The sequence below is a fragment of the Planotetraspora mira genome, from assembly GCF_016863275.1.
GTDB classification, from domain to species: domain Bacteria; phylum Actinomycetota; class Actinomycetes; order Streptosporangiales; family Streptosporangiaceae; genus Planotetraspora; species Planotetraspora mira.
In genome coordinates, this window is record NZ_BOOO01000024.1 from 19,128 (window position 1) to 33,389 (window position 14,262).

Below are 14,262 nucleotides of genomic sequence, written 5' to 3' on the forward strand. Positions count from 1 at the left end.
CGATCTTCGTCGGGCCCGAGGTTGTGGCGCAAGAAATACCTCTTGGGGGGAGGGGAGAGAGACGGCAGAATATCGTTCCAAACTGACAAAAAAAGACCATTTGGCGCACATGGCGTAGCTGATCGACAACGAACCGATCGGCGCCTGCGCTTCCTCGCTCATGCCGCAGCAGATCCCCCATGAAGGGGATGAAACGGCATGTGGAGGCTCAGGGGATGCCTGGCCTCCACATGCGTTCCGCTACAGGTCGTCAGACGAGTGTTTTGTAGGTGTTCCAGCCGGTGCTGATCGTGGTTCGGCCGCCGAAGCCGCCGGTGCCGGTGCCGGCCCATAGGTAGAGGCTGCCTGCGGTGTCGCGGGCCAGGAGGTCGTTCTTGCCGTCCTGGGTGAGGTCGCCGATGCCGACGAAGGCGTTGTAGCCGCTGAAGCCGGAGCTGATCTTGACCTTGGCGGCGAAGCGTTTGTCGGCGCCGGGCAGTCTCCACAGGTCGCCTGCGGTGTCGCGGGCGAGGAGGTCGCCGACCCCGTCGCCGTTGAGGTCGCCCATGCCGACCATGGCGGTGTAGCCGCCCTGGCCGGAGCCGATCTTCACCGGGGCGTCGAAGGTGTCGTCGTCGTTGGCGAGGTGGAGCCAGAGGTCGCCGGCGGTGTCGCGGGTGACCAGGTCGGCGCGTCCGTCGTCGCTCAGGTCGCCGGGTGAGGTCAGCACGTTGTACTTGTTCCACCCGGTGCCGATCGCGGCGGAGGCGTTGGAGGGGGACGGTCCGGTCTGGCCGTCCTTGCCCCAGTAGGCGCGGACGTTGCCCGTGGAGTCGCGGACCAGCAGGTCGGCGTATCCGTCGTTGTTGAGGTCGCCGATCGGGACCAGGGTGGAGGTGGCGGGCCAGGTCGCGGTGAGGCCGTCGTTGTGGAGGCCTCCCGTGGACAGGCCGGTCCAGGAGTCCGTCTTGCCGTCCGAGCGGACGGCAAGCAGGTCGGGGATCCCGTCGCAGTCGTACACGTGGGTCAGCAACCGGCCGCACGACACGTGCAGCACACCGCTGCCCACGTTGATGGGAAGGGTTCCTCCGTCGTACTTGACGGTCAGCTCCCAGGTGTAGGACCCGCTGTCAGGGATGACCCCCGTGCCGGGCCACCCATGGCCGACGGGACTGGGGCCGCGTAGGGCGCCGCCCTTGAAGGTCGCCACCTCACTCTTGGAGATCTGGTTGACGATGGTGAGCTCCCAGGAGTCCACCGGGCGGCTGAGATACAAGTCCCCGTTCCAGTGAGCGGCGTACGTGTCCTTGCTCCTTGGCACGACCTCGTCGGCATCGCCATTCCGGGCGATCACGGGCATGGAGTTCGGGACTCCGTCCGCCAGAACGTGCACGCGGTCCTCACCGTCCACGTAGGCGATGTGGCCGCCGTACTTGTCCACCGTCCAGGTGATCCGGCGGTCGTCGGAGAGGCTTCCGGCAGGCAGATCGGCGATGGTCCGCTCCGCGGCCGGGCCGCCGGTGTGGAAGTCGGTCAGCTTGAGCTCCCCCGCCGTGCGGTCGTGCCGCACGACGTAACCGTCCCCGAGCATGGACTGGCCCGACGGCACTCCGAAGCCGCGGCCGTTCCACAGGTCGTAGACCCCGGCCTGCTTGCCGTCGCCACACCACCAGTAGAGCCAGCGGGCCGTCGCCTGCAGCTCGGTGGGCACGCAGGCCACACCGGTCTTCACCGTACGGCTGGGCGTGCCGGCCGTGGCCGAGTCCGGATTGAGCTCGGCGATCAGCGTGCCGGGAGAACTCGTGGACGCGCTCCACAACGTGTCGTACCAGACCGCGGCCGCCTGCACCGGACGGCTCCGGGTCACATCGAAGGCGCTCGGCTTGACGATGTACTGCGTCTTCGGCGACCCGCCGTCGACCACCACGTACTCATCGGAAGCGTCTCGTATCTGGCCACCGGTTCCCGGCACGTGGGTGCTCTCGACGGGTCCGGACTGGAGGTAGGTGAGCCCGGTGGAGTCGGTGTACAGGTAGTGGACCCCTCCGTCACGAGGGCCGTCTGCCACGCGAACGCAGGCCGATCCTGTCGCGCACCGGACGACGGATGAAGGCATGCCCGCAGGTTCAAGGGTGACGGGGTTCGCCGTCGGCGTCGTCGTCGTGCCGACGTCCTGCTGGTGGAGGCTGAGCGCACCGTCCAGGTCGGCGATCGTGTTGAGGGTGCCACGGAAGAGGCTCAGTCCCACGACCTCGCTCTTGGTGGTCGTGATCGAAAGGGGGAGGATCACCTTCTGCGAGACTTCACCGGCGCTCTGGGTGAACCGGCGCACCGCCCAGTCGTCGCCTGAACCGCCGGCGATGAGGACACTGCCGTCCGCCGCCTCCAGCCCGGTCGCGTAGGCAGACGCGACGTGGTCGAGTAGGACCTTCGCCTCCCCACCGTCGAGCGGCAGGGCCGTCAGTTTCGAGCCGAGCGTGGATCCGGGGGCCGGCGATGCGGTCAGAACGGTGTCGCCGACCAGCGTCACCGGAGCCGAGCTCTTGGGGAACGTGAAGTCGCGTGGAGTGGCGGAGGGATCGTCACGAGGCACCCAGTGCATTGTGGAGTCGCCGGGTGTCCACCAGGCGAAGCGATCCGGGGTGAGGTAGAGCCGCAGGTTGTAGACGACCGGCACCGCAGGCGTGGGGGTGACCACCCCGGTGACGGCGTCGAGGAGGCCGTAGTGGAAGCCCCCTCCATCCTGATACTGGATCAGCGCGCCCTGGTCGTCCGCGACACCGTCTATGAGGGTGCGGGCAGTGAGTTCGGCGCCCTGGGGGAGTCCTGTGACGGGCAGCGGTTCTACCGTCCCCTGCCGGATGTCGACCAGCACTGCCTCGGGCTCAGGGGCCGTGGGGATCCTGCCGTGTGCAGCCAGCACCTTGTCGGCGACGAACCCTCGGACGCTGACACCGGGCGGCAGTTGCACGTCATGACGCTCACCGGTGTGCGGATCGACAAGGCCGTACCAGTCGACGCCTTTACCCGGGGTCGGGTAGATGGCGATGGCCTCGCTCTCGGAGTCTGCGGGCTGCGCCACCGAGCTTCGTACCGGCGCCGACAACACGGTGCCGGTCAGTGTCGTCGAGGCACCGGTCGCGTAGTCGGTCCAGAGGTACCCGTCCTTGCCCTCCTGCTGGTGCAGGAATCCGGTGGTGCCGGCTACCACCGGCGTGTCTTCGAGAGGCGTGATCCGGTTGGTGGCCGGGATCACGATCTCCTGCGAAGCCGCGGCCTGCGCAGGTGGCGCACTGGCGGCGAGCGGAACCGCGGCAGACGCGAACGCGAGTGCCGCGGCCGCCAGGCGGGGGGTGATGCGCCGTGCTCGTGGGCGCGGTGATTCAGCCGGACCGTGGGTTGATGGCCCCACAAGTTCTCCTTGGCGGTGCATGGTTCAGCGAAGTCCGGCCACGATGATCGTCGGATGGTTGTGGCCGAGAACGCCGCCGGGTTCCAACATGATCGATGAGAGGCAGCAGAATATCGTTCCAAAGTGACAAAACAAGACCATTGAGGCGCACGTGGATTAACTTCCCTATTACGGCATGAGCCGCATATCGGTCATCGCGTACGGCCGGCGGGCACGACGGCGGACCACGGCGCCGGCAGTGTCAGCGGAGGAGTATTCCCTTGACCTTGCCGCTGAGGCTCAGGCCGGGCTGCCACTCCAGAGTGAACGGCCTGCTGAGATCGTCGGGCATCGGGAAGACCGCGTGGTCGGTGAACTTCGAGCCGGCCTTCACCGTCCAGTCCCCTCGCTTCTTATGGGTGGAGCAGTAGGTCTTCTTCGAAGTGACGGCCTGGCCGCTGGCGAGCATGAGCACATTGGCGGTGGGAAGTTCGTCCTTACAGGTGAGACCTCGCGCCCCTCCCCGCGGGCGGTACTGGATATACGCCGTCAGAGTGTCCTTGCCCACGTCGAAGTAGGTCAGGGTGAGAATCCATTCCCTCCCTGTATAGAACTGCCGATTGATGGGATACCGGCCGGGAGCCGGCCTCTTCGTTTGTGCCGGAGTCGATTTGACCGGAGTCGCGGACGGGCTCACGCCCGCCGCCGCCTTCTGCGCGACGGCCGAACTCGTGGCCGTGGCTTCCGGTGCCCCGGCTCCCAGGTCCCGCGTGAGCCGCAGCACGGTGGCCAAGCCGCCGACGAGCAGGACGCCGACGACGACCCCGGTGATCGCGAGGCGACGGCCCCGAGACCGCCGAGGAGGGCTCGGCGACGTCTCCACCGAGGTGGCGTACAGGGTCAGGCGAGTGGTCAGCGTCGGCGGCAGCCAGTGGACCGTCGTGTCCGTGTCGCTCATCATCATGGTCTGGATGACCTGCTCGACCGAGGGACGCGCCTCCGGGTCTTTCGCAAGGCATCGGCGCACCAGCGACAGGATCGGCTCGGGGCAATCCGTGAGCGTGGGCTCCTCGTGCACGATCCGGTAGAGCACCGTGGCGTCAGGGCCCTCTCCGAAAGGGGTGTGACCCGTGGCCGCGAAATAGGCCGTGGAGCCCAGGGCGAACAGATCGCTGGCGGGGCCCGCCGGCTCTCCCCGGGCCTGCTCCGGCGACATGAACCGCGGCGACCCGATGCGCAGTCCGGTACGGGTGAACGGCGTGCTGTCGGCCGCACGAGCGATCCCGAAGTCGATGACCCTCGGCCCGTCCGGGGCGAGAAGGACGTTGGACGGCTTGAGGTCGCGGTGCACGATATCGGCCCGGTGGATGGCTTGCAGGGCCTCGGCGATGCCGGCGACCAGCACGCGCAGGGTGTCGACCGGCAACGGCCCGAGTTCCGTCACCGCCTCGGCGAGCGAGGGGCCGGGGATGCACGCCGTGGCCAGCCATGGCTGCGCCACCCGGGTGTCGGCGTCGACGACCGGGGCGGTGTAGATGCTCTGCACCCGTTGCGCCGCGTCGATCTCCTGCTGGAAGCGTCGGCGGAACTCGGGATCCTCCGTGTACTCGGGCCGGATGACCTTGATCGCCAGTCGCCGCCCGCTCTGGGTGCTGCCCAGGTACACCCTGCCCATGCCGCCGGCGCCCAGCCGGGCGAGAACGCGGTAACCGCCGATCTCGCGCGGGTCATCTGCGGCAAGGGGTTGGAACGGTGGATCGGACCATGCCGACTGCAAGGGGGCTCCTCCATCGCTCGGCAAGAACACGCAGCAACATAATGCGCCATTCACCCATTACTAGGCGATCTCCGGGCGACGACCATTCGCCGGTCATTCTGCGAACTCTGACGTACGCGTAGAAGGCCGCCGGAGTTTGAGCCATTACCGGCGGATCCGGCGTCGGTACGGCGTCGCGGCTCTAGCCGTACGGAACGGGCCCGGCCCCACGTGGGGGACGGGCCCGTGTCATCAGGCGATGCCGGCCGGTGCGCGCCATGTCATACGGCGATCTGCTCGCCGTCCGCGGCATCGGTGGAGACGGTGATCCGCCGCGGCTCCGCCCCGGCATGGGCGCCGGCCACCCGGACGCTCAGGACGCCCGCGTCGTACGACGCCGTCACCGCGTCGGCGGTCACGTGCGCCGGGAGCGCGAACGACCGCCGGAACGAGCCGTACCGCACCTCGCGCAGCGTGCGCCCGTCGCGCTCCTCGCTCCTCTCGTCGCGCCGCTCACCGCGGACGACCAGCCGTCCACGGTCGACCTCGACCGCGACGTCCTTGTCGACGTCGATGCCGGGGAGTTCGACGCGGACCACCGCGTCGTCCCCGTCACGGGTGACCTCGGCGGCCGGGGTGAAGCCGGTCGGGCGGGTCGTGCTCAGGGGAGTCGCCGGGGCGAAGTAGGGGCCGAATGCTCTGCGCGCCACGCGATCGAAGTCCGCGAACGGGTCGCGCCTGCTCCACAGCGTCAAGCTGCTCATGTGGTCCTCCACCATCGGTCACTGCCGGCCCTTGCGGCCGGCGTTGGTACCAAACATGAGTCGACCCGACTCAATTCCCGATTCGCCCGGCTATCCGGGTGTCCGGCGATGGGCAGGGGATCGAGGGTGGGCCGCGACAGCCCGGAAGGCGTCCCCGGCCTTGGGGGAGCGCGCGCCGAGGATCGTGCCGAGGCGCTCGCGGCCATCAGGGAATCGAGGATCATGATCGCTGTCGCGAATGTCGCCGACCCCGGGAAATGAAAAAGTCCCGAGCCTGTGACCTGCACAGATTCGGGACCGAGGTTGGTGTCCGAGGGGGGACTTGAACCCCCATGCCCATCACTGGGCACTAGCACCTCAAGCTAGCGCGTCTGCCTATTCCGCCACCCGGACGTGGTGCCTGCACGCGAGACCGTCATCCCGCGTCGGCTGATACAGATTAGCACTGTCCCGTGGCTGGTTCATACCGAGAATCAGGCGCCGTACGGCTTGCGCCCGGCCCGTGGTGATGACCCGGGGCGGCCGACGGCAGGATGGAGACGCGAGCCGTCCAGGCCGCATGCCGTACAAGATCGCAAGCCGACCCGGCAGCGAGCGCGAGGAGGCGCAATGACCCCATTGAACGGCGAGGACGAGGTCGTCGAGCTGTGTGGCGACCTCATCCGGATCGACTCGACGAACGCCGGGGACAACTCCGGCCCCGGTGAGCGGAAGGCCGCGGAATACGTGGCGGCCAAGCTCGCCGACGTGGGCCTCGAGCCGCAGATCCTCGAGTCCGACAACGGGCGGGCGAACGTGATCGCCCGCATCGAGGGGGCCGACCCCGGCCGGGACGCCCTGCTGCTCCACGGGCATCTGGACGTGGTGCCGTTCACCGCGTCCGACTGGCGGCACCATCCGCTGAGCGGCGAGGTCGCCGACGGCTGCGTCTGGGGGCGCGGTGCGGTCGACATGAAGGACATGGACGCCATGATCCTCGCCGTCGTACGGCAGCGCCTCAGCGCCGGCCGCAAGCCTCCGCGTGACATCGTGCTCGCCTTCACGGCGGACGAGGAGGCGGGCGGCAACTACGGCGCGCAGTGGCTGACGGAGAACCACCGTCACCTCTTCGACGGTTGCACGGAGGCGATCGGGGAGGTCGGCGGCTTCAGCGTGACCATGGGCGCGCAGGACGGAGGCTCGCGCCGGCTCTACCTGATCGAGGCGGCGGAGAAGGGCATCGCCTGGATGCGGCTGACCGCCAAGGGCAGGGCCGGTCACGGCTCGATGCTGAACGACGAGAACGCGGTCACCGAGCTCGCCGAGGCCGTCGGGCGTCTCGGCCGCTATGAATGGCCCGTACGGCTCACCTCCACCGTCCAGGCCTTCTTCGATGAGGTTTTCGAGGTCGAGGTGAAGGCCGAGGACGCCGAGGCGGCGGTGGCCGAGCTCGGCCTGCTCGCCCGCATGATCGGCGCCACGCTGCGCAATACGGCCAACCCGACCATGCTCGCGGCGGGGTACAAGGCCAACGTCATCCCGCAGGCGGCGACGGCTCACGTCGACGGGCGGTTCCTCCCGGGATACGAGGACGAGTTCTTCCAGACGGTCGACGAGCTTCTCGGGCCGAACGTCACCAGGGAGTTCGTCTACCACGACGTCGCGGTCGAGACCTCTTTCACCGGGCCTTTGGTCAAGGCGATGGCTGATGCGCTGCATGAGGAGGACCCCGGGGCGAAGGTCGTCCCGTACACCCTCAGTGGGGGGACGGACCTCAAGGCCTTCAGCCGGCTCGGGATACGCGGGTTCGGCTTCGCGCCGCTCCAGCTTCCCCCGGACTTGGACTTCTCCGGGATGTTCCATGGCATCGACGAGCGGGTTCCGGTTGATTCGCTCCGATTTGGGGTTCGAGTTCTTGACCGATTCCTCGATTACTGCTGAGAAATCTCTTGTGATCACGTGGTGTGCGGCTACAGTGACTCTGCGTTGAGGGCGGGATCCGCACCGGGCGGACTCCACGGACTCGGGAGGTCGTGTGACGCGCACGCCGGAGCTGCAGTGGGGGGCGTTCATGCCCGCCGCTGTCCGGTGCGCGTCCGCCGGTCCCGAGTCCGGCAGGGGAAACCGGATGGCGCGGTTCGCGGCCGGTTCCCGTCTGGGTCCCCTTCTGGTCATCGGCGGGCTGATCGCCGTCGGATGGCTGCTCGGTGTGATCTTCGGTGTCTTCGGCACGGCGACGTCCGTGGCGCAGACGGCCCTCTCGCATGTCGCTGCCGGATCGGCGCTCTCCGATGTTTTCCCCACGGCGGACTCCAGCGGATCGCTCGCTACGAGCGCCGACGGGGTCTCCACGGGGAGTTCCGGTGATTTCCCCACGGCGAGTGACAACGCCCCGGCGAATGCCGCGGCCATGGCGGGGCGCACGGTCGACGGGCTGACCAGCCAGTCGAAGCCCGTGCTCCCCTCACCGTCCACTGTGGACCACGCCCCGGACAACCATGGGCTGGTCCCACAGACGGGCAGTGGATCCTCCCTGTTCGGGGATCTCGCGCGGCCCATTCTCGAGCCGCGTCTCTCTTCGCTGCCCGCCCCCTTGGCGGCAGTGGTTCCCCCGGTCGTCCGCACAGCGGCGGATGACCCTTCTTTCTCTCCAGACTGATCCCGCCTCGGCACCGGGTCTCCGTTCGACGGCGACCGGTGCCGGCGCCTGCCCTGAGCCGTTCACATACGGCCCGGCCGGTTCCGCGCGGGTGAAGCGGAATCTCTCCATCTCGTGACTGACGATCCAAGGTCCAGTGGTGCCTTGGCCTGGACGCATGTCCCGAGTTGTCAGGAAACCCCCTAAGAACGACCTAGGAGCATTCATTATGCGAACGTGGGCGAAGGGCTCAGCCCCCGCGGCGTTTCTCGCCGCCGGCGTCATGGCCCTCGGCAGCGGTACGGCTCACGCCGACACCGTGGGCGACGGCTCGATCGGTGGCGGCAACCAGCTCAACCTGCCGATAACCGTGCCGATCGACATCAGCGGGAACGCCGTGGCCATCGCCGGCGACGCCGACGCGTCCTCCAAGGGCGGAGCGTCGGTTCAGGGCGGGAACGGCGGTGGCATCTCGGGCCGGACCTCGGGGGCGCACAGCATCCTCGGCGGCAACCAGGCCAACGTGCCGATCACGGCGCCGATCAACGCCTGTGGCAACGCGGTGTCGTTGTTCGGGAACGCCGACGCGGGCTGCAAGGGCGGCTCGACGGTCAAGAACTCCGGCAGTGGCGGCGCCGGCGGCAACGTCACCTCGGGCCGCTCGTCCATCCTGGGCGGCAACCAGATCGTCGCGCCGATCACGGCGCCGATCAACGCCTGTGGCAACTCCGTGGCGATCTTCGGCAACGCGACCGCCGGCTGCAAGGGCGGCGCCTCGGTCCAGAACTCCGGGAGGGGCGGCGCGGGCGGCAACCGTACGTCCGGCCGCTCGTCCATCCTGGGCGGCAACCAGATCATCGCGCCCATCACCGCGCCGATCAACGTCTGCGGCAACTCCGTCGCCGTCCTCGGCCGGGCGTTCTCCGGATGCCAGGGCGGCTCGTCCGTCTCCGGTGGCGGCGGCCACGGACACGGCGGCTACGGCGGCTGGAAGGGCGGCGGCCACGGTGGCTGGAACGGTGGCTGGAACGGTGGCTGGAAGGGGCACGGCGGCTCGACCGGCCGTAACACCACCGACGGCCGTTCGTCCATCGGCGGCGGCAACCAGGTGGTCGCGCCGATCACGGCTCCGGTCAACGTGTGCGGCAACGCGATCAGCAACGGCAGCGCGAGCTGCGGTGGCGGCGTCAGCGTCAAGCGGCCGAAGCCCGGTGGCTGGAGCGGCCGTAACACCACCGACGGCCGTTCGTCCATCGGCGGCGGCAACCAGGTGGTCGCGCCGATCACCCTGCCGATCAACATCTGCGGCAACGCCGTGGCGCTCGCCGGCGACGCCTTCGCGGGCTGCCGCGGCGGTGCGTCCGTGAAGGGCGGCTGGGGTGCGGGTGGCGCGGGCCACAACGTCACTTCGGGCCGTTCGTCCATCCTGGGCGGCAACCAGATCGTCGCCCCGATCACGGCTCCCATCAACGCCTGCGGCAACGCCATCGCGGTGCTCGGCCGGTCGAACGCGAACTGCGCGGGCGGCGCCTCGGTCCTCGGCGGTGTCGGCGGAGGCAACAACACCACCTCGGGCCGGTACGGAATCCTCGCGGGCAACCAGATCGTCGCCCCGATCACGGCTCCGGTGAACGTGTGCGGCAACGCCGTCGCCGTTCTGGGCGACGCGGCCGCCGGCTGCCTGGGCGGCGCCCAGGTCGGCTCGCACCACGGCCGTTACGACCGCCACGGCTGGGGCCGGACGCAGCACCAGGCCGCGTCTCGTGACGCGATGTCCGCGCTTCCGGGTGTCCCGGCGCTGTCGAGCCTCAAGGAGGCCAACGGCGTTCCCCAGCAGATGAGCGCCGCCGCGGCCCCGTCGGCGCCGGCCGTGGGCGACCTGCCGAGCATGGCGGGCCTCCCCGCGCTGCCGGGCGCGCCCACCGGTTCCGGCAAGCTCCCCAGCGGCAGCCTGGACAAGACGGCACGCACCCTGACCGGCCAGGACACCGTCAGCGGCATGACTGACGCACTGCCGGTGAGCGACCTCGGCGAGGCCACCGACGTGCTGCCCCTCAAGAACCTCGGCCTGATGAGCGCGGAGCAGCCGGTCGGCGTGACCGGGATGAACTCCGGTTCGCTGGCCGCCCTGCTCCTTGGTGCCATGTTCGCCGCTTCGGCGAGCCTGTTCGCCGTGACCCGGCGCATCCGCGTCGGCCGGAAGTGACTCCAGCCCGAAGCGACTCCGGCCGGGGCTGACCCGGCCGGAACTGATCCCAGCGGGAACTCGTTCCGGCTGGACGTAGCACCAAGCCCTTCACAGCTTTCCGCCGGAAGACGCCCAGTAGAGGTGGTTGGGGCGGAAAGTAACAAATATCACTCGTCCGCGTCAGGGTGCGGGACGGCGCATCGGTCGCCTGTCCAGCGCCGGGCGCGGACGACCAGAGACGCTCCCCCGCCGTCCAGGCGGTGGTGAGCACAGATGCTTTGCCCGTTCCGGGGGCGCGGCCCGGGGCGGGCAAAGCGCATTTGGCCGGTCGGTCGTGCGAGTATTACTCACATCGTCCGAACAGCGCGGATGACCTTGCGGCGCAGCCGGATACGTCTGCTGCCGTCGGGATACAGCCGCAGACGATCGATCTCCCAGCTTCCGTGCTGGGCATGCTCCGTCAGCATTTGCCTGGCCACCTCCCGCGAGGTGTCGCGTGGCAGATAGATGTCCATGTAGGAGTAATCCAGCACAGCGATTAGTCTCCGAGGGGCGTGCTAGGGAACCCGAACGGCTCTATTCTGCGTCCTCGTGGATAACGGGTCCAGGTGGGTTACATCCTCGGACAGAACCGGGTAGCCCGAGAGGGAAGGACTTGCGGATCCAGGTACCTTCAAATCGGCTCCCTGGCCGGGGACGAGCGAGGCGGCAGGCGCTGTGCCGCCCGGGGCCGGAGAGACGAAGGACACCAGTGATCGGGAACGCAAGGCCCGGAAACACGGGGAACGAACAGCGAACAGCGAGGTAGGAAGCAGCGTGCCAGCCAATAACGGCAACGCCGGCGGAACCCGCCTGGTGATCGTCGAGTCGCCTGCCAAGGCGAAGACGATCGCCGGGTACCTCGGGCGCGGCTACATCGTGGAGTCCAGCATCGGGCACATCCGTGACCTCCCGGAGAAGGCCGATGACATCCCGGAGAAGTTCAAGGGAGAGGCCTGGGCACGTCTCGGCGTCAACGTCGACCATGAGTTCGAGCCGCTGTACGTCGTCAACCCCGACAAGAGGTCGCAGGTCTCCAAGCTGAAGCAGCTGCTCAAAGAGGCCGACGAGCTTTACCTCGCCACTGACGAGGACCGCGAGGGCGAGGCCATCGCGTGGCACCTGCGTGAGGTGCTCAAGCCGAAGATCCCGGTGCACCGGATGGTCTTCCACGAGATCACGCCGCACGCCATCCAGGACGCGGTGTCCAATCCCCGCGATCTCAATCTCCGGCTCGTCGACGCCCAGGAGACCCGCCGGATCCTGGACCGTCTCTACGGTTACGAGGTCAGCCCCGTCCTGTGGAAGAAGGTCAAGCCGCGGCTGTCGGCAGGCCGCGTCCAGTCGGTGGCGACCCGGTTGGTCGTCGAGCGCGAGCGGGAGCGCATGGCGTTTACCGCCGCCAACTACTGGGACCTGCAGGCGCTGTTCGACACGGGCCGCGCGGCCGACGACCCGAGCACCTTCACGGCCACGCTGACCGGGGTCGACGGCAAGCGCGTCGCCCAGGGCCGCGACTTCGCCTCCACAGGCACCCTGAAGAGCGCGGGCGTCCTCCACCTCGACGAGGCGTCCGCCGGAGCCCTGGCGGGCAGGCTCTCCGACACCTCCTACGCCGTCCGGTCCGTCGAGCGGAAGCCGTACACGCGAAAGCCGTACGCGCCGTTCCGGACCACGACGTTGCAGCAGGAGGCGAGCCGCAAGCTGGGCTTCTCCGCGAAGTACACGATGCAGGTCGCCCAGCGGCTCTACGAGAACGGGTTCATCACCTACATGCGTACCGACAGCATCACGCTGTCGGAGACGGCCGTGGCCGCCGCGCGAGGCCAGGCCATCAAGCTGTACGGCTCGGCCTACGTGCCCGACAAGCCGCGCGTCTACACGAGCAAGGTGAAGAACGCGCAGGAGGCCCACGAGGCGATCCGCCCGTCCGGCGAGGAGTTCCGCACGCCCGGTGAGACCGGGCTGTCCGGCGACATGTTCCGGCTGTACGAGCTGATCTGGCAGCGCACGGTCGCGTCCCAGATGAAGGACGCCGTGGGCGAGTCCGTGTCGGTCAAGGTCGCCGGCACGTCGAGCACCGGGGAGAGCGTCGAGTTCAGCGCCACCGGCCGGACGATCACGTTCTACGGGTTCCTCAAGGCGTACGTCGAGGGTGCGGACGATCCGGCCACCGACCGGGACGACTCGGAGAAGCGACTGCCCAACCTGGCCGAAGGCGACCGGCTGACGGCGAGGGACCTGACCGCGCTGGGCCACTCGACCAAGCCGCCCGCCCGCTACACCGAGGCGTCGCTGGTCAAGGAGCTGGAAGACCGCGAGATCGGCCGTCCGTCGACGTACGCGTCGATCATCGGGACGATCCTCGACCGGGGGTACGTCTTCAAGAAGGGCACCGCCCTGGTGCCCTCCTTCCTGGCCTTCGCCGTGGTCAACCTGCTGGAACAGCACTTCGGCAACCTGGTCGACTACGACTTCACCGCCGACATGGAGAAGGTCCTCGACGACATCGCCAACGACCGGGCCGAGCGGGTGCCCGAGTTGCGCCGGTTCTACTACGGCGAAGAGGGCGACGAGGGTCTCAAGGAGATGGTCACCGACCTCGGCGAGATCGACGCCAAGGAGATCAGCTCGTTCGCGATCAGGGGCAGCGACATCGTGATCAGGGTCGGCCGGTACGGGCCGTACCTCGACCGTGAGGGCGCCCGGGTGAACATCCCGGAGGACATGACCCCCGACGAGCTGACCGCCGACAAGGCCGAGGAGTTGTTCTCGCGCCCGAACGGCGATCGCGAACTCGGCGTCGACCCGGCCACCGGCCGCACGATCGTGGCCAAGGACGGCCGGTTCGGCCCCTACGTCACCGAGATCCTGCCGGAGGAGCAGCCGCCCGCCGACACGAAGAAGCGGACCAGGAAGGCCGACGTCGTCAAGCCGCGCACCGGCTCGCTGTTCAAGACGATGTCCCTGGACACGATCACCCTTCAGCAGGCGCTGATGTTGCTGACGCTTCCCCGCGTGGTCGGTGAGATCGACGGGGAGGAGGTGACCGCCCAGAACGGCAGGTTCGGCCCGTACATCAAGAGGGGCACGGACTCCAGGTCCCTCACGTCCGAGGACGACCTGCTGACGGTCACGATCGAGCAGGCCAAGGAGCTGTTCGCGCAGCCGAAGCCGCGTGGCCGTGGCCGGGCGGCGGCCGCACCGCCGCTGCGTGAGCTGGGTGTGGATCCGAACTCCAAGAAGCCGGTCGTGGTGAAGGAGGGCCGCTTCGGGCCCTACGTCACCGACGGGGAGACCAACGCGTCCCTCCGCAAGGGCGACGGTGTCGAAGAGATCACGATCGAGCGCGCGGCCGAGTTGCTCGCGGAGCGCAGGGAGCGGGCGCCGGCTCCGAAGAAGCCCGCCACCAGGGCGAAGACGACCACGAAGAAGCCCGCCGCCAAGTCCTGAGGCGGCGGCGGGTCCGCCGGGGGCGGCGCGCTTGTCGGCGGTAGCTCATAGCATCGTCGTCAGCCGGTCGAGGGG

Annotated in this window: 8 protein-coding genes and 1 tRNA gene; 4 read left to right on the top strand and 5 right to left on the bottom strand. The window is 68.7% G+C overall.

The genetic code is table 11. The features are described from left to right. Positions 1-250: 250 nt before the first annotated feature. The 4 genes from Pmi06nite_RS42655 to Pmi06nite_RS22620 form a co-directional block, all read right to left on the bottom strand. Positions 251-3,391 carry an FG-GAP repeat domain-containing protein gene (locus Pmi06nite_RS42655; RefSeq protein ID WP_203955092.1) on the bottom strand — a complete coding sequence of 1,047 codons (3,141 nt, stop codon included), beginning with the start codon at positions 3,389-3,391 and terminating at the stop codon, positions 251-253. A 241-nt stretch (positions 3,392-3,632) separates the two neighbouring features. Further along, positions 3,633-5,147 (bottom strand): serine/threonine-protein kinase, encoded by a 1,515-nt coding sequence (locus tag Pmi06nite_RS22610; protein WP_239114123.1) that lies wholly within the window; start codon positions 5,145-5,147, stop codon positions 3,633-3,635. Positions 5,148-5,407: 260 nt separating this feature from the next. After that, positions 5,408-5,890 (bottom strand): Hsp20/alpha crystallin family protein, encoded by a 483-nt coding sequence (locus Pmi06nite_RS22615; RefSeq protein ID WP_203955093.1) that lies wholly within the window; start codon positions 5,888-5,890, stop codon positions 5,408-5,410. Between the two features lie 304 nt (positions 5,891-6,194). Further along, positions 6,195-6,283: transfer RNA gene (locus Pmi06nite_RS22620), tRNA-Leu, on the bottom strand. A 216-nt stretch (positions 6,284-6,499) separates the two neighbouring features. Here Pmi06nite_RS22620 and Pmi06nite_RS22625 point away from each other — a divergent pair. From Pmi06nite_RS22625 to Pmi06nite_RS42045, 3 genes are all read left to right on the top strand, one after another. Beyond that, positions 6,500-7,810 (top strand): M20/M25/M40 family metallo-hydrolase, encoded by a 1,311-nt coding sequence (locus tag Pmi06nite_RS22625; protein WP_203955094.1) that lies wholly within the window; start codon positions 6,500-6,502, stop codon positions 7,808-7,810. A 94-nt stretch (positions 7,811-7,904) separates the two neighbouring features. Then, a complete protein-coding gene (locus Pmi06nite_RS22630; protein WP_203955095.1) occupies positions 7,905-8,528 on the top strand; it encodes a hypothetical protein in 624 nt (207 codons plus the stop codon). Positions 8,529-8,736: 208 nt separating this feature from the next. Next, the gene (locus Pmi06nite_RS42045) at positions 8,737-10,713 is read left to right on the top strand and encodes a chaplin family protein (RefSeq protein ID WP_239114124.1); all 1,977 of its coding nucleotides are present in this window, start codon (positions 8,737-8,739) and stop codon (positions 10,711-10,713) included. Between the two features lie 329 nt (positions 10,714-11,042). Here the strand turns inward: Pmi06nite_RS42045 and Pmi06nite_RS22655 are convergent, their stop codons facing one another. Continuing rightward, positions 11,043-11,210, bottom strand: coding sequence for a DUF5703 family protein (locus tag Pmi06nite_RS22655; protein ID WP_373317328.1), 168 nt, complete (start codon positions 11,208-11,210; stop codon positions 11,043-11,045). 301 nt (positions 11,211-11,511) lie between these two features. On the opposite strand from Pmi06nite_RS22655, the gene topA reads away from it, so the two are divergent. After that, on the top strand, positions 11,512-14,187 hold the full coding sequence (topA, locus tag Pmi06nite_RS22660) for a type I DNA topoisomerase (RefSeq protein WP_203955097.1): 2,676 nt from the start codon (positions 11,512-11,514) through the stop codon (positions 14,185-14,187). Positions 14,188-14,262: the final 75 nt, after the last annotated feature.

Excerpts from the sequence above, each read along its gene's own strand:
- Pmi06nite_RS22615 (WP_203955093.1), bottom strand. The coding sequence starts at position 5,890 with ATGAGCAGCTTGACGCTGTGGAGCAGGCGCGACCCGTTCGCGGACTTC.
- Pmi06nite_RS22655 (WP_373317328.1), bottom strand. The coding sequence starts at position 11,210 with ATGGACATCTATCTGCCACGCGACACCTCGCGGGAGGTGGCCAGGCAA.
- Pmi06nite_RS22625 (WP_203955094.1), top strand. The coding sequence starts at position 6,500 with ATGACCCCATTGAACGGCGAGGACGAGGTCGTCGAGCTGTGTGGCGAC.
- Pmi06nite_RS42045 (WP_239114124.1), top strand. The coding sequence starts at position 8,737 with ATGCGAACGTGGGCGAAGGGCTCAGCCCCCGCGGCGTTTCTCGCCGCC.